A 15,018-nucleotide genomic window follows, 5' to 3' on the forward strand; every position below is an offset into this window, starting at 1 on the left:
ACAACTTTGATTCTTATGGAGAGACAGATGAAACACTTTAAATATGGCGCGATCGCATTGGCACTGATTTCGGCCCTGGCGGCCTGTGGTGGTTCGGGCAGCGACGAGCCCGAGGTGGTGGTGCCCGAGACAGGTTTTAGTTTCGATGCCGACGCCCTGATCGTCAACTTGAGCGACGAGGTGATCGTCAAGGGTTACAGTACATTGGCGGATCGCGGCGAGGCGCTGCTGCAGGCTACCCAGACCCTGGTTGCCACTCCGACCCAGGCAAACCTTGAGGCGGCACAGTCGGCCTGGAAGGCGGCCCGTCAGCCCTGGGAGCAGGGCGAGTCACACATCTTTGGCCCGGTGGACTCGCTGGGGATCGACCCACACCTGGATAGCTGGCCGCTGAACACCACAGATCTTAAGACGGTCTTAATCAACAGCAGCGGCTTCGATGCCGAGACCATCAAGGGCTGGAACGATGACGTGCAGGGCTTCCACACCATGGAGTTTCTGCTGTTCGGTGACGGCATAGACGACAACGTCAAGCAGATCGACGAGCTGACCGCCAATGAGCGCGACTACCTCATGGGACTGGCCGAGGTGTTTCGCGACTACACCAAACAGCTGGCCGGTGCTTGGCTGGTCAGCCATGACGGCCAGAGTGGCAAGGCCTATGGCGAGTTGCTGAAATCGCCGGGCGTCGATGGCAATACCTTCTACAGCTCGCATGTGGGCGTGTTGGAGGAGCTGATCAAGGGGATGATCGGCATAGTCGATGAGGTGGGCAACGGTAAGATTGCCGATCCCTTTGGCGGCTCGCTGGCCAGCGCCGACACCTCCAAGGTGGAGTCGCAATACTCTTGGAACTCGCTGACCGACTTTAGCGACAACATCATAGGGGTACGCAACGTCTATCAGGGCGAGTTCACCGGCGAGGCCGACAAGCAGGGGATCATCGACTTCGTGCGCGCCGCCGACAGCGAGTTGGCTAGCCGGGTCGCCGCCGAAATAGACGCTGCCATCTTGCAGATCCGCGCCATCGAAGGCACTGACAAGATGCCGTTCCGTCAGGCGATAAAAGATGAGGCGGGCCGCGCGCGCATCCAGAAGGCGGTCGATGCCCTGGCCACCCTGCAGGCGAGTCTGGAAAACCAGGTGCTGCCGCTACTCAAAGAGTGGAAGGTATAAGGCCAGTTAAGAAGAGAGCCCAGGCTCTCTTTTTCTTGCCTATATAACCATATAAAAACAAAGGCTAAATGGCAAAAGGCTTATTTAGCCCGACTGCAATAAAGTGTGATAAAGATGATGAATTGCTTAACCAAACCCTCCGCCCTGTTGGCGGCCTTGACCCTGGCTCAGACATTGGCGCTAAGCGGCTGTGGCGGCTCGGGTGATGAGATAGAAGTGCCAGAGCCCGAGAAGCAGTATCCCGACTATACCCAGGTGACGGCATTGGGCGGTGACACCACCACCTTCGATGCCTCGAGTTCGGGCCACGGCTACTCTACGCCGGCGCTGAATCTCAACCAGGCGCAGCTCGCCCAGCACCTAAGCGGTGACTTGAATTTTGAGACCGCCTTTACCACGGCGCCCAACGAGGAGCATCCCGAGCTCGACGGCCTAGGGCCAGTGTTCAACAACGCCGACTGTAACTCCTGTCATCAGCGCGACGGTCGTAACTCGACGCCGATAGTGCCAGCAGGTCAGGCGCGCATAAAGCTCGGCTCCGAGGCGGGGATCTTCCTGCGTATCAGCAAGGCGCCGGACCAGCCCTGCCTGCAAGGGACGGCAGCGAACAACTACTGCGCGCCTATTCCTGTGCCCAACTTCGGCACTCAGCTGTTTCACCGCGGGGTGCTTAAGGCCAGGGAAGATTGGCAGCAGAACCTGTTCGGCGGTCAGGCGGATGTCTACCTCTCCTACGAGCTAAAGACGGTTACTTATCCTGACGGCACCGAGGTGACGCTCAAAAGGCCACGGTTTGCGGTGGAGAACCCTTTCGATGCGCCGGGTGAGCACCTCAACAGCAGCAATATGACCTCTGAGCTTTTGCAGAGCGATGTTTTGATGGGCTGGCGTAACGGCATGCCAGTGTTTGGTCTTGGGCTGCTGGAGGCGATCCCCGAGGCGAGCATTCTGGCGCTGGTGGATGAAAACGATGCCGATGGCGATGGCATCTCAGGGCGGGCAAACTATGTGTTCGACGCCGTCAAGGCCCGGCGCGGCGAGAGCCATCCCGTTTCTTTGGGGCGTTTCGGCTGGAAGGCCAATACCCCCAGCGTGCGGGTACAGTCATTGGGCGCGCTACGCGGCGACATTGGGATCACCAATCCTCTGTTTCCCGAGGAGAGCATCCAGGGCACCAGCATGCACGACAGCTACCTAACCCGCACTGGGTTTATCGATACCGGCAGCGGCCTTGACGGTGAGCCGGAGGCGAGCGCCGAGTTTAGCGACGACGTGGTCTTCTACGCCGAGACCCTGGCGGTGCCAGCGAGACGTCAGGTGGATGATATTAAGGTGAGGGAAGGGGCGCGCCTGTTCGAGCAGGTAAACTGCAGCGGCTGTCACCAGCCCAAGTTTGTCACCAAGACTAGCGGTGAGATTGGCGGCCTGCCCATGATAGATGCCCTCAAGGGGCAGACCATCTATCCCTTCAGCGACATGTTGCTCCATGACATGGGTGAAGGCCTGAGTGACGCTCGTCCCGACTTCCTGGCCAGCGGCAGTGAGTGGCGCACCCGGCCGCTTTGGGGCATAGGCCTGACCCAGACGGTCAATCCCCAGGCGGGCTTCTTGCACGATGGCCGCGCGGCGAGTGTGGAGGAGGCGATCCTCTGGCATGGCGGCGAGGCCCAGGCCAGTACAGATAAGTTTATGGCCCTGACCCAAGAGGAGCGCTCGCAACTGCTGGCCTTCGTGATGTCCCTCTAAGGTAAGAAAGGCGATGAGGAGCGCGGTCTAGGCCGCGCTTTTTTATGACAAAATGTATCCAGGAGGCAATTTGTGACCTCGGTAAACTTAAGCCGGATTTTGCCCTTAGTCCTCGTGATCTGTTTCAATTAAATATTGCCCGATTTCCCCTATCATGGTGCTATAGCAAGAATTAAGTCGACTTAGGGGCCTTCGTGAGCAAAATATTAATCATCTATTCCAGTGTGCATGGACAGACCCGTAAGCTGTGCGATTTCATGCAGCGCGAGCTCGAGGCGCTGGAACATAGCGTCACCTGCGCCAGCATAGACAACCCGCCCGCCCTGGAAGGGTTCGATAAGATAGTCCTGGGCGCCAGCATTCGTCACGGCAAGCATAATCCCAGGGTGTATGACTTCATTCGCGAGAACATCAAGGTGCTGCAGGAGAAGGCCAGCAGTTTCTTTTCGGTGAGCCTGGTGGCGCGCAAGCCCGCCAAGAATACCCCTGAGACCAACCCGTACATGCAGGCGTTTCTGGCCAAGTCGCCCTGGCAGCCAAAGCTGCTGGCGGTGTTTGGCGGTAACCTGGATTATCAGGGGTATAACGCCCTGGACCGCAACATCATACGCTTCATCATGTGGATCACTAAGGGGCCGACGGCGCCGGATACCAAGGTCGAGTACACCGACTGGGACAAGGTGAAATACTATGCCCAGCAGGTCGATGCGCTCTAGTATTGCGCGCTTTCGTAAAGTCCAAGCGTCAACCTAGCGTGAGTCATATCAAGGGGAGAGCAAGATGAAGACACTGACCAAGCTGCGCGAGGTGCTGGAGACCTATCAGCATCTGTTTGTCATCCTGTTAACCCTGTTTCTGGTGAGCACCAGCGGCTGGCTCATGATGGGGCGGGCGCTGCGGGCCAACGCCTCGGTCTGGGATATCCTGCATGTCTACCTCGGGCTGCTGGCGGGGATCTTCTCGGTCACCATGTTGGCGATCAACCTGATGCGCGGTCAGTGGCGACAATATTTTCCCTATCTGGTGGGCGACTTTACCCAGCTGAGTAACGATGTATGCGGCCTGAAGCGTGGCAAGTTGCCCCTGGCCGGTGGCCGCGGCCTGTTTAGCGTGGTCGAGGGGATAGGCATGCTGCTATTTGTGGCGGTATCCGTTACCGGCCTTATGTGGTTTCTCACCCAGGGCTGCAGCGAGGCCCTCAATTGGCGCAGCTATCATCACAGCCTGGCCCATGGTTTCATCGTCTTCATGGTGATCCACGCCCTGTTTGCCCTGTCGCACCTGCTGGACTTTATTCGTCGCTAGGCCAGTGCTAGGCCAGAGTTAGGCCAGTGTTAGCGCCCGCGAGAGTTTAAGCACCGCAAGACAAGGTTAGAGTTGATCACTCCTCATCGATTAACTGCTCGATAAACCAGTTGCCCGCCTGGCCCAGTCCCTCCTGCCAGATGAGATCTATGGGCCAGTGATTGCCCTGCTTACCATAATCGAAGTTCAGATCCTTAAGCTTGCCCTCCTCGATGAGCGGCTGGGCGAGCGCCTCTGGATACATGGCAAAACCACAGCCCGCCAACAGTAGCTCCCGCAGCTGATAGAAACGCTCGACGGTCACCAGCTTGCTGGAGTAGCGCATCACCTCGAGGTAATGGGGCAGTATGATGTTGCCCGCAGGCGGCATGAGTTGGTGATGGTGATCGAAATCTTCCAGTTCGGGGGCACTCCTTAGCTGCGCCAGTGGATGCTGGGGGGCGCTCACCAGCAGCCATTTAATACGGCTGATGGTTTGGATGTTGACCCCCCTGAGGTTTGCCAGGCGATTGGGCGCGATGATGATATCGCACTGAAGATTTTGCCAGTCCAGGGTCTCCGCCTCGACTATGTTGATTTCCAGATCTGGGTAGCGCGCCGCTAGCTCGCCGATGAGCCGGGTGTATTCGGGGTAGCAGGTATAGGGATGCAGGCAGATGGAGAGCTGGCTCTCTATCCCTTCGCTCATCATCTGTGCCTGACGCTCCATGGCGATAAGCTTGGGCAGTATCTCCAGCGCCTTCACATAGAGGCGTTTGCCCTCCTGGGTGAGCTGTGGTTTCTTACCGCCATGGCGCTCGAACAGGGTCAGCTCAAGATCAAACTCCAGATGTTGTATCGCCTTGTTGACCGCGGCAACGCTGACCCCCAGCTCCTTGGCGGCGCCTGAAAAGCTGCCATGCTGGGCTACGGAAACAATGTATTGCAATCTCTCTGTGGTGATGATCATCGGCGAACCTTTAACTTTAGGTTGATAGTTCTTAGCGTAGCACTTTTTTCGCCTTTGGTACGATTAACCCGTCAACGAATCAACATCCTTAGTTACGGAGATTGTTACCATGAAAAAAGTACTACTAAGCACCACTATCGCAGCCCTATTTGCCACTACTATGGGCGCCGCCATAAACGCCGAAGCCTGTTCTCGTCTGGTGACAGAGACCCAATACGGCACGATGTTAATGCGCACCGCAGACTGGGTGAGCACTGCCCCCTTCGACGGTCACATGTCTGTCTTCCCAGTTGGCACCGAGCGCACCATGCGCGGTCAGGTTGCCGAGTACCAGCAGGCCATGACTAAGTGGCAGACTAAGTACCACACCCTCTCTATCGAAGAGCATGGTGCCTTTGGCGGCCTGTCGGGTCAGACTTCTAACGAGAAGGGACTCAGCGTGATGGCACTATCTCAGCATGACAGCGAGCCTTATCTGAGCCAGCACAAAGATAATGGCGCGCCAGCGGTCAACACCGCCGATGTAGTGAGCTTTATCACCGAGCGTTATGCCACCACCGCCGAGGTGAAAGCGGCCCTGGATAATGGTGAGTTCCAAATCGCCTGGGCCTCTGCGCCAAATGGTATGGAGCACGCTGCGCCGCTGCACTACTCTGTGGTTGATGCCGACGGTAACATCATGCTTATCCAACTGGTGAAGGGCGGTGAGCAGAAGATCTATCTGGGTGATGCCGAATCGGATCTGCGTGTCAAGACTAACGACCCGCTGCAGGAGAAGCACAGAGAGTATATGCAGCAGTTCGACCTTAAGGATCCTAGCGTTGCCACTAAGATGCCTTGGAGCATCGGCGGCCTGGAGCGTAACTCACGCCTGCTGGCCATGTCGACTCACATGGACTTAGAAGGGCTGAGCTACACAGAAACCGTTGCTCGTCAGAAGAGCACCTTCGATGCGGCGGCGCTGGTGCCATTCGGTGTGCAGGACCCTAAGACGGGTAAAGACTATCCAAGCTTCTTCAGCATGCAGTACAACCTGGATAACGGTGATATCTGGTTCCGCAGCCTGATGAGCGGCAAGGAGATCAAGTTTAACCTGGAAGACACCAAGCAGTTCAAGACGCCAATGCATGCCGATATCATGGCTCAGGTAGACAAAGGCGCTCAGACCATCACCTGGTCTAAGATGTAAGCTAGGCGAATGCCTTAACAAAATGGGTTTAAAAAAGCGCGGCTTAGGCCGCGCTTTTTTTATCTGCTCCTATGGCTAGTTGCCAGCTTGGGCGGCCGCCTCAGGTTCCTTTGTGGGGGCATTGCTAGACGCCTCCTCTGAGCGCTTCTCATCATCCGTGCCCGTCTCATCAGTCAATTCCGTTTTATCAGTTGATCCCGTCTCATGGTGCAGAAGGCTGAGCAGCAGGCCACCAATAATGATGGCGATACTGATAGAGATAAGGCGCACCAGCTGGGCATAGAGGGCATCGGATCCTATGTGAGTGATGATCTGATACACAAGCACCACAAAGTTGGTAAACAGCAGCTGATAGATGGCCAGGGGAGTGGCTCGCCTGATGGCAAAGCCCGCCAGTTGCAGGCCGCAGAAGATGGCCATTCCCAACACCACCCAGGTCGGCAGACCGAAGGCGAAGGTCAACATCACGGGGAAGGTGAAGAGGATACCTATGGCCGTGGTGATCAGACGATTCTGCTTGAAGCTCTTATGCTCCTTGGGATCCGCCAGCTTGATCATGCTGCCTATGGTGATAGCAATCAGCATGCTCTGGGAGCTGCCGATGCCGATCAGCGCCGCCAACACTATGGTCATGGCGGTGGTCTTAAATAAGATGGTGCCCATATGGGTGCTGCTGCCATCGGCCTGGGTCTCATCGGGCAGTATATCTTGCTCGTCGCCGGGAAACAGCAGGAAACTCAGATAGGTGAGGATCAGTGCCAGCACCGCCGATTTCATCAACAACCAGGGCAGCACCTCGATGGGCGCCTGCATCTGCTTACTCATGATGGTCATGATGATCACCACGATCAACATCAGAGTGGCGAGCAGATCTTTGCCGTCGTTGTGGCTGCGATAGAAACTCCAAAACAGCAGCGACCAGCAAAACAGCAGGTAACCGCTGGGAGAGTCCAGCAAGAGTCCGCCGATAAACACCAGCCCCAGGCTGACAAACAGGACGATCAGCAGCAGCTTGAGCATCAGGCTTAGGGGCGGACGCGAGGGCATCAGGGTGAGAAAGATCACCATGAACATGGGCGCCAATATGGCTAGCGGCGCCGCCTGGGACCAGAGGTAAAACAGCAGCGCTAGCGGGCCGAATACCAGGCGTATGATAGGGTTGGCTGGGCTATGAAACATAGGTCCAGATACTCACTATCTGCATCCAGATGCCGGCTAGGAACTCGCCTATGCTGCTCTGCTCTGTGTAGAAGGCCACTGTGGCCTGAGAGCCGTAGCGAATATTGCCTGGCGGCTTGGTGCCGGTGAAGACTATGTTGACCGGGTAGCGCTGGGCCTTGATGCCATTGCTGTCTGCAGTGAGAAACCCTGTATTCTGGTCGATATTGTTACTGCCGCCCGTACCCCAGCCTATGCTGTCGACCTTGCCTTCTAGCACTCGTCCCGGCAGGGCGTCGAGGACTATCTCCACCTTATTGCCCACCTTGATATGCTCCAGCGAGTTCTCTCTGACCAGGGCCGAGATCCACACGCCCCTTGGATCGATAAAGGTCAACATGGGCGAGCCGACGTTGGCGCGCTGTCCCAGGGTGAGCTGAAGGTTGGTGACCACGCCCTTAGAAGGGGCCTTGACCTGAGTCTTTTGCAGATCCAGCTGAGCCTTCTCCAGGTTTGCCATGGCAGCGAGGATCTGCGGATTGTCCTGACCCGCCGGGCCCAGGGCCTGTCTGGCCTGAACTAGCGAGGCCTCGGCCGCTTCGAGATTCGCCTGGGTTCTGTCTCTGGCCTCGATGGCGTTATCCAGCTCTGCCTGACTGAGTACGCCCTGTCCGGCCAGCTCGCTGACGCGCGCGGCTTGCTCCTTAGCGTTGTTGCGCGCCGCGATGGCATCCACCACCTTGGCCTGGGCCACCTCTACCGCCGCCGTGCTGGCACCGATATTCTGCCCCGCCAACGATAGATTGGCCTGCGCCGATTGCATGGCGAGACGATAGTTGCGCGGATCGATCTGAAACAGGGGCTCGCCGGCCTCGACGATCTGGTTATCTCTGACGCTCACCTCTGTGATGTTACCGGCGACCTCTGAGGCCACCCGCACCAGATAGGCATGCACCCTGGCATCGCTCGTCATGGGCGTTACCCTGTCGGCCCACAGGCTATAGAGCCAGACCGCTAAGATTAAGCCTATGATGTAAAAACTCATTTTCCGTGATGATTGTTCCGCAGCAGACATGCCTTCGCCTCGATGAATAGAGATTGTTTCATGGTAAACCTCGATCCTGTTACCAGCAAGTAACAAGTCTCGTTTTAGTGGTGTTTATATGACCTAGGTATCTAAAAAGGCGGGGAAAGTGGACTAGCCTGATTTAGTTTAGGTCTTGGCAAGCTTATTGTGAAGGGCTAAGAGCAGAGCTAGGCATAGCCTGCTTTGCAGAGCATTGCGAGTATGTTAGCTTGGGAGCATATCGCCATGGCGAGCGGATAAACGTCTTCGTCGGTGCGTGCAGGGAATGGGTCAATTCATGGAAGGCATCTGGGATCTCTCCTAGCAAATACACTCCTTCAGCTGTCTAGATTTACCGACATTACCTAATGTTTTTCGCTAAAAAAATTAAAGGATTAATTAGATATGCCTAGATTGAGCAAGGTGAATTTGCTGTTTCTACTCGGCCTTGGCGGCTGCCAGGTCTCCCTTAACGGTATCCCTCCTATGCCCGAGGTGATCGAGCTAGCCGATGGAACCTATAAGGTGTTTGTTGCCCACCCCAGTAAGACACAGGTGGTGAAAACCTCTAAAGGATTCATGAATAAGATATGTAGTGATAAGGGACTGAGTTACGACATCATCTCTGAAAATATCGAGATGACGGGTGAAGCCATCGACCAAACCAAGAAATCTTCCTCTGTATCAGTCTTGGGCGTGAGCCGCACCGAATCAGAATATGAAACTAAACATATGCAGGAAGGGGAGGTGCATTTCAAGTGTGTCCCTGAGGATGAAGCGGCCTCAAGCCTGGTGCATCGCACGACGCCTTGAGCTGGTGCCTTACAATTAGCGCTTTAGTAAACGGATAATGCCAGAAATCATAATAGGAAAATCAAAATGTCAGGGAATATCTTTAAATTTAAAGACGCAAGACTATTAACTCAATGGGTGCGTTATCTGCTTTATGCCCAAGTCTTTGTTGCATTGCTCGCGATTAGCTCCAATTACATGGAATATCAGTTGCTGATGGATTATCAGTCTGGGGCTTATTCTTCAGAGGAGCAGGCGATTGCCGATGGTGACGAAAATGATCGACGCCAGCTGGGGGTGGCAGGTCTCTATTTTGTTGTCTTTATCGTTTCGGGGATCATGATCCTCAAGTGGATATACAGGGCGAACTTCAACGCGCGTCAGCTGGGCGCCACTGATATGAGCTTCACTCCTGGCTGGTCCATCGGTTACTTCTTCATTCCCATCTTCTGCATCTGGAAACCCTATCAGGCGATGAATGAGATCTGGCAGGCGAGCCATGATCCCGAGAACTGGAGTTTGAGCGGCTTCAACTCCAGCATCAGCCTGTGGTGGCTACTATGGATCGTCAGTAATGCCCTGGGTCAGGTGGTATATCGATTAACAGATAAGGCAGAGGAGTTACAAGATTTCATTAATCTCAACATGCTAGCTCAAGTATCAGAGGTTTCCACTATCTTATTGGCCTTCGCTACCCTAAGTGTGATTAACACTATTTACCGGGCACAGACCGAGGCGTTGGCGCGGGGGGAGCAACAGACCTATCAGGGGGCGCAGCAGGTGGTTGTCGGCTAACGCCACAAGGTTAAAGCCAATGCGATTAATAACAACGAGAAACGAAAAAGGCGCCGTAGGGCGCCTTTTTTATGTCATTTTGCCGAGCCTATTTGTGCTCGACGGCTAGGTAGTTGATCAGATCGATCAGCTCACCCAGGGTGCGGATCTGGCTTAGGTTGACCGCATATTTATCGTTAACGATAAAGGTGGGTACACTCTGAATGCGGAACTCACGCTGCTGGGCGCGCCACAGGTCGAGCTTGCCACTGACCGTCTTACCATCGGCGATCTCGTCATACTTGCTGATATCGATCCTCTGATCGGCGAACACCTTCTTGATGTCGTCGCGGGTATTAATAGCAGGTTTCTCATGGGCGCTATGGTCATGATCATGGCTGTGTCCGTGGCCGCCTTGCTCGCCCTGAATGGCGCTAAACATGGCGTGGACCATCTTGTCTTCGACGCCCAGCTCCTGGATCACCCCAAGTGAGCGCATTACCTCTGTGCCTATGTCTGAGTTCATGAAGTCCACATGCTTGCTGTCGAAGCTCACTCGCTTGTCCAGGTTAGCCTTGATGTCTCCCAGGAACTGAGTCTCCATGTTGAAGCAGTTGTGGCAGTAGAAGGAGTAGAACTCGGTCAGCTTAGGGCTGGCACTTGGGGCCTTGTCAGACACCGTCATGAAGTGTTGCCCCTCGACAAACTGGGCGGCAAAACTGGTGAGCGGCGCCACGGCTAGGGTCAGGGCGAGTGCGATATGTTTAATCATGATGATCCTTAAATTGATAGCGTCGTTGTGCAATCAATGGCTAACGTCAATCGACAATAGGGTTAGCCTAAATGCCAAAGCTTAATTATGACTGAAGGCGCAGTTAGAAACAGTGACCAGAGTGTGACCTGAGCTGAAGTTCTGAGTATTGTTTGTCGGTAGAAAGGGCGGATCTGTGACGGGGCTAGCGCGACTCTCTCAGTGTCTGCCAGGCCTCGCAGACCCGCTTAAACTGAGTGGCGTCGCCGCCGTCACGGTCGGGGTGCCATTGCAGGGCCAATTTTCGCCACTGCTTGCGTATCTCTCTGTCGCTGGCGTCTTGAGGCAGCTTAAACACCTCCAGCGCCTGACGTTTGGGCAGGGCGTCGTGGCGGGTGCCAATATAGTCCTCATAGCGCTGCCAGAAGGATTCCAGCATCTCCTGAATGATATCCGGGCAGGTGTCGTAGTGCTGCCAGTCCTGATAGTAGCTTCTTAGGGCGTCATCCTGACTCAGCTGGCTATCTAAATTGCTGGGAGGGATGCGAAAGATCTGTATCTCCATCGCCCTGACCTGCAGGTAGCTGCCGGGCAGTAGCATGGCCTGTAACTCGAACAGGGCGTTCATCAGCAGGAAGTTCTGCTTAAACAGGGCCTTCTGTGGGTCTGTGTCCAGCGCGCGCATCAGGCCTTTCTCTTGTAGGGCGGCGGCCAGGTGATGCACCTTCCAGCTTCGGTTGCTGCGCTGCAGCAGGGTGAGGAGCGGCCAGATGAGCGGGTTATCGCCTTTGATGGCGAAGCATTGGCTGGACGATGAGGCGTCTTGCAGCCTGGCGGCTGTCGGGGTCGATTTGGCAAGAAGCATACAGAGAGTCTCATCCGTGACTGGCGATAATTTCTACTATGACAATGGTGAAAATAGAACGCAAGTCTTATTGGTTAAGCCTGGGCTTGTCGGGCCAGCAACCAATGAAAAGGCGATGCATGGCATATGCATCGCCCTATGGCAGATCATGAGTTGAGACGCTTAGATCTCGGTGAAGAGCGTCTCGATAGGCAGGCGCGACTTAGGCAGCTTGGCATTAAAGTCATCCTCGCTGTGATAACCCAGGGCCACCACCACAGAGGCGGCGTAGCCTTTGGCCGGCAGATCCAGTACCTGGTTGAGCTTAGTGGCGTTGAAGCCTTCGATTGGGGTGGCGTCGATATCCAGCAGGCTGGCCCCGAGCAGCAGGGTGCCCAGCGCCAAGTAGACCTGCTTCTCCATCCAGTGCTGGCTGTCTTTCAACTCGATTCTGTGCATGTTGGCGAAGAAGGAGCGACCATTGTGCTGACCCTGTTTGGCGGCTTCGTCGGCGAAACGGCCATCCGCATCTTCCTGCTCGAGTACCTTTAATAGGTGGGCCTCATCCATGTTGGTCTTAGTGCAGAGCACCAGCACGTGGGAGGCGTTGAGGATCTTGGCGGTGTTGAAGGCGAAGTCGCTGGTGGCCTCGGCGATCTGCGCCTTACCTTCCTCGGTCGAAGCGAGCACGAAGTGCCAAGGCTGTGAGTTGGTCGACGAGGGGCTCATGCGAAGCAGTTGCTTGATCTCCTCGATCTTGTCGTCGGCGATCTTGCGGCTTGGGTCGAATGCCTTAGTGGTGTAGCGCTTATTGGTGTAGAAACTGAGTTGTTGCATGACAAGCATCCTGTAATTGAGTCGACTCTTTATGTCGATTCTTTATGTCGAGAGTGAGGCTGATTCTACGTGACTCTTTCACCGATAAAAACAGAGGAAAGTCACATATACTTTCAAAAAAATATTGATAATAGGCGGTCGCCAGTTAGGAGGTGCCAATATGATCGTTTAGGTATAACCCTTAGCGATTGCTCAACGGATAGCAGTCGCATAAGTTAAGCTAATTACCTGACAAAAAAGATGATTTATGCTTAACTTTCAGAGCTGTCATCTTGAGTCGAGCGCTCTGTCCGACTCGCCTACGCCGGAGAAGAAACCATGGCTTTTCAAATCGATTCATCCACCATCGCCTGGCCCCTGATGGGGGCATTGCTGAGTGCGCCCGCCATGGCCTTGGACTGGCGCCTGGGCATAGGCGGACACGACTACTATGTGGATGAGGCCGACTCCCACACCTTAGGTGCTGGGGTGAGTATCGGCCTGACTCATCTTACCGAGAGTGAGATCAAGCTTACCGGCGAGCTGAATATCTTCGTGGATCATGATGTGGACGAGCTCGACCCCGACCATATTCCCGTCTGGTTTAGCTCCTACTACAGTGCCAGTGGTGACCTCTTCTCGCTATCCCAGCACTCTCGTCTCTTTTGGGACATAAGCCTGGGGGGCAAGCGTAATACCGTTAGCTCGGTGGAGAAACAAGTCAGGCTGTTTCCGGCCCTGGGTTATGGCTATCAGAGAGAGGGTTTTCAGGCCGATGTTAAGCTGGGAGGCGGTTACTACTTCCTGGAGATCGACGACGATGTGCCGCGCATGCGTGGCTATGACAGGGAAGATTTCCAGAATAAGACCGGCGCCTATACGCTGGCCGCTGCGACCCAGTTTGCCCTGGGTACAGATTTCGACCTGAGCCTGGCGGCGCAGCAGTGGCACGATGGCAGCGATTGGCTGGAGAACCAGCTGGAGGCGCGCCTCAGCTATGATGCCGACCATTGGTCATCTAAGAGTCAGCTCGTCTTCAGCGTGAAATATAACGAGTATAATCTGGATCCCTATGCCAGGGTGCCAGTGGACTCGCCGGACTATTTGCCGATCTTGCCCTGGAACAAAGATCTCTTCGTCAGAGTCTATTTCGACATGCCCTGGGGTTAAGCCTGATTGCACCTTAGTTAGAATAGATGCGTAATGGTGCTAGCGGCAGGGCTTGTCTACTCATGATGGCTTTTTCGCGAGTAAGGGCCTTGCCGTTAGTATAGGTTTGGCCGTTAGTATAGGTTTAGCCGCTAGTATAGATTTGGCAGTTAGTAGAGGCGTAGAGGAGGGGACGTGACCCAAACGTCAGCAGCGGCGGGCCAAATACGGATCGCCAGTTTCAATCTGTACAACTTCATCGCGCCGCCCGACGCCTATTACGATTTTAATAACATCTACACTCAGGCCCAGTGGCAGCAGAAATGTGACTGGATAAGGCGCTACCTGGCGAGCAATGACCCCTGCGTCATCGGCTTTCAGGAGGTGTTTTCGATAGAAGCATTGCAGGCCCTGCTGGCCGAGGCGGGTTATCCCTATTTTGTTACCGTCGACCGGCCCGAGGTCAGCGACGACTTCATCTATCGCCATCCCGTGTTGGCCCTGGCCAGCAAGTACCCCATCCTTAGTTATGAGCCATGCGATATAGATCAGACGGTCGCCAGCCTCATGGGTATTGCCCCCGGTTTCCAATACAGCCGCCTGCCCTTGAGGGCGACCATAGCGCTGCCGCATCTTGGCCCCTGCGACTGTTATCTGGTGCATTTTAAGTCCAAGCGGGCTCAGTTTGAGCCCGAGTTAGCGGTGACGCCAGACTCCGGGAGCGAGCCTGCCGCAACGGGGGCTCAGAGCGATAGCCTGACCATTGAGAAGCGTGGAGCCCTGTTTGCCATCGAGGCGGCGGCCAAGTGGGCTTCTTCTCTGATACGCGGCAGTGAGGCGAGCTTGCTGCGAGTCGCCATCGCCAGGCGTCGTATCGATACCCGCTACCCTGTGATCCTGATGGGCGATTTTAACGATAGCCTGGCCGGTGGCGTGTTGTCGGCCCTGGTGAGCGAGGATAGTCGCCTGCTTGGGGTCTTGGGTGAGGAGGCGTTTCAGGACTATCGTCTGCAGGATGCCTACCTGCTTCATGAGCGCTCTGAGTACAGCCCTACCTCGGTGGCGCGGGCCCCGACCCACTATCACCTTAATCGCGGCGAGGTGATCGACTATATCCTGCTCTCCAACGAATTCGATCCCCATAATCATCAGTGTCTGGCACAGGTGAGTCAGTATCACACCTATGATAGCCACCTGATCAATCCGCAATATGATCGCGACAGCCACAGCACAGATCACGCCCCCGTGATGGTCAGCCTCAAGATCAGGGAATAGGGCGAGGTCCAAAGAGGCAAAATGTGGG

The 15,018-nt window shown here is 55.3% G+C and carries 15 protein-coding genes; 9 read left to right on the forward strand and 6 right to left on the reverse strand.

From position 1 onward, the window contains the following. The first annotated feature begins 27 nt into the window (after window positions 1-27). From K0I31_RS03440 to K0I31_RS03455, 4 genes are all read left to right on the forward strand, one after another. Entirely contained in the window at window positions 28-1,176 is a 1,149-nt protein-coding gene (locus K0I31_RS03440) for an imelysin family protein (protein ID WP_220079905.1), read from the forward strand. Between the two features lie 114 nt (window positions 1,177-1,290). Next, window positions 1,291-2,922 (forward strand): di-heme oxidoredictase family protein, encoded by a 1,632-nt coding sequence (locus tag K0I31_RS03445; RefSeq protein WP_220079906.1) that lies wholly within the window; start codon window positions 1,291-1,293, stop codon window positions 2,920-2,922. A 194-nt stretch (window positions 2,923-3,116) separates the two neighbouring features. Then, the gene (gene hemG, locus K0I31_RS03450; protein WP_220079907.1) at window positions 3,117-3,638 is read left to right on the forward strand and encodes a menaquinone-dependent protoporphyrinogen IX dehydrogenase; all 522 of its coding nucleotides are present in this window, start codon (window positions 3,117-3,119) and stop codon (window positions 3,636-3,638) included. A gap of 64 nt (window positions 3,639-3,702) precedes the next feature. Next, window positions 3,703-4,227, forward strand: a complete 525-nt coding sequence (locus K0I31_RS03455; protein WP_220079908.1) for a cytochrome b/b6 domain-containing protein — start codon at window positions 3,703-3,705, stop codon at window positions 4,225-4,227. 76 nt (window positions 4,228-4,303) lie between these two features. Here K0I31_RS03455 and K0I31_RS03460 read toward each other — a convergent pair whose 3' ends face one another. Further along, entirely contained in the window at window positions 4,304-5,176 is an 873-nt protein-coding gene (locus K0I31_RS03460; protein ID WP_220079909.1) for a LysR family transcriptional regulator, read from the reverse strand. A gap of 109 nt (window positions 5,177-5,285) precedes the next feature. Here K0I31_RS03460 and K0I31_RS03465 point away from each other — a divergent pair, with 109 nt between their 5' ends. Beyond that, a complete protein-coding gene (locus K0I31_RS03465; RefSeq protein WP_220079910.1) occupies window positions 5,286-6,365 on the forward strand; it encodes a linear amide C-N hydrolase in 1,080 nt (359 codons plus the stop codon). 75 nt (window positions 6,366-6,440) lie between these two features. Here the strand turns inward: K0I31_RS03465 and K0I31_RS03470 are convergent, their stop codons facing one another. Beyond that, window positions 6,441-7,544 (reverse strand): DUF2955 domain-containing protein, encoded by a 1,104-nt coding sequence (locus K0I31_RS03470; protein WP_220079911.1) that lies wholly within the window; start codon window positions 7,542-7,544, stop codon window positions 6,441-6,443. After that, window positions 7,534-8,568 (reverse strand): HlyD family secretion protein, encoded by a 1,035-nt coding sequence (locus tag K0I31_RS03475; protein WP_258406165.1) that lies wholly within the window; start codon window positions 8,566-8,568, stop codon window positions 7,534-7,536. The genes K0I31_RS03470 and K0I31_RS03475 overlap by 11 nt, the downstream gene beginning before the upstream one ends. 426 nt (window positions 8,569-8,994) lie before the next feature. On the opposite strand from K0I31_RS03475, the gene K0I31_RS03480 reads away from it, so the two are divergent. Together K0I31_RS03480 and K0I31_RS03485 are read left to right on the forward strand one after the other, a co-directional pair. Next, window positions 8,995-9,402 carry a hypothetical protein gene (locus K0I31_RS03480; RefSeq protein ID WP_220079912.1) on the forward strand — a complete coding sequence of 136 codons (408 nt, stop codon included), beginning with the start codon at window positions 8,995-8,997 and terminating at the stop codon, window positions 9,400-9,402. Window positions 9,403-9,579: 177 nt separating this feature from the next. Then, window positions 9,580-10,176 (forward strand): DUF4328 domain-containing protein, encoded by a 597-nt coding sequence (locus tag K0I31_RS03485; protein WP_258406564.1) that lies wholly within the window; start codon window positions 9,580-9,582, stop codon window positions 10,174-10,176. A gap of 88 nt (window positions 10,177-10,264) precedes the next feature. On the opposite strand, the gene K0I31_RS03490 is transcribed toward K0I31_RS03485, so the two are convergent. From K0I31_RS03490 to nfsB, 3 genes are all read right to left on the reverse strand, one after another. Then, window positions 10,265-10,927 (reverse strand): thiol:disulfide interchange protein DsbA/DsbL, encoded by a 663-nt coding sequence (locus K0I31_RS03490; protein WP_220079914.1) that lies wholly within the window; start codon window positions 10,925-10,927, stop codon window positions 10,265-10,267. Window positions 10,928-11,111: 184 nt separating this feature from the next. Continuing rightward, a complete protein-coding gene (locus K0I31_RS03495; protein ID WP_220079915.1) occupies window positions 11,112-11,771 on the reverse strand; it encodes a DNA-J related domain-containing protein in 660 nt (219 codons plus the stop codon). 162 nt (window positions 11,772-11,933) lie between these two features. Beyond that, window positions 11,934-12,587 (reverse strand): oxygen-insensitive NAD(P)H nitroreductase, encoded by a 654-nt coding sequence (gene nfsB, locus K0I31_RS03500; protein ID WP_220079916.1) that lies wholly within the window; start codon window positions 12,585-12,587, stop codon window positions 11,934-11,936. Window positions 12,588-12,905: 318 nt separating this feature from the next. On the opposite strand from nfsB, the gene K0I31_RS03505 reads away from it, so the two are divergent. Together K0I31_RS03505 and K0I31_RS03510 are read left to right on the forward strand one after the other, a co-directional pair. Next, window positions 12,906-13,736, forward strand: a complete 831-nt coding sequence (locus K0I31_RS03505) for a hypothetical protein (RefSeq protein ID WP_220079917.1) — start codon at window positions 12,906-12,908, stop codon at window positions 13,734-13,736. 174 nt (window positions 13,737-13,910) lie between these two features. Beyond that, entirely contained in the window at window positions 13,911-14,990 is a 1,080-nt protein-coding gene (locus K0I31_RS03510) for an endonuclease/exonuclease/phosphatase family protein (RefSeq protein WP_220079918.1), read from the forward strand. Window positions 14,991-15,018: the final 28 nt, after the last annotated feature.

Source organism: Shewanella spartinae, from assembly GCF_019457555.1.
Classification (GTDB): Bacteria; Pseudomonadota; Gammaproteobacteria; order Enterobacterales; family Shewanellaceae; genus Shewanella; species Shewanella loihica.

Coding starts and splice junctions, on each gene's coding strand:
- K0I31_RS03485 (WP_258406564.1), top strand. CDS start 9,580: ATGGAATATCAGTTGCTGATGGATTATCAGTCTGGGGCTTATTCTTCA.
- K0I31_RS03455 (WP_220079908.1), top strand. CDS start 3,703: ATGAAGACACTGACCAAGCTGCGCGAGGTGCTGGAGACCTATCAGCAT.
- K0I31_RS03475 (WP_258406165.1), bottom strand. CDS start 8,568: ATGAGTTTTTACATCATAGGCTTAATCTTAGCGGTCTGGCTCTATAGC.
- K0I31_RS03505 (WP_220079917.1), top strand. CDS start 12,906: ATGGCTTTTCAAATCGATTCATCCACCATCGCCTGGCCCCTGATGGGG.
- K0I31_RS03465 (WP_220079910.1), top strand. CDS start 5,286: ATGAAAAAAGTACTACTAAGCACCACTATCGCAGCCCTATTTGCCACT.
- K0I31_RS03460 (WP_220079909.1), bottom strand. CDS start 5,176: ATGATCATCACCACAGAGAGATTGCAATACATTGTTTCCGTAGCCCAG.
- K0I31_RS03445 (WP_220079906.1), top strand. CDS start 1,291: ATGATGAATTGCTTAACCAAACCCTCCGCCCTGTTGGCGGCCTTGACC.
- K0I31_RS03480 (WP_220079912.1), top strand. CDS start 8,995: ATGCCTAGATTGAGCAAGGTGAATTTGCTGTTTCTACTCGGCCTTGGC.
- K0I31_RS03440 (WP_220079905.1), top strand. CDS start 28: ATGAAACACTTTAAATATGGCGCGATCGCATTGGCACTGATTTCGGCC.
- nfsB (WP_220079916.1), bottom strand. CDS start 12,587: ATGCAACAACTCAGTTTCTACACCAATAAGCGCTACACCACTAAGGCA.
- K0I31_RS03495 (WP_220079915.1), bottom strand. CDS start 11,771: ATGCTTCTTGCCAAATCGACCCCGACAGCCGCCAGGCTGCAAGACGCC.
- K0I31_RS03470 (WP_220079911.1), bottom strand. CDS start 7,544: ATGTTTCATAGCCCAGCCAACCCTATCATACGCCTGGTATTCGGCCCG.
- K0I31_RS03490 (WP_220079914.1), bottom strand. CDS start 10,927: ATGATTAAACATATCGCACTCGCCCTGACCCTAGCCGTGGCGCCGCTC.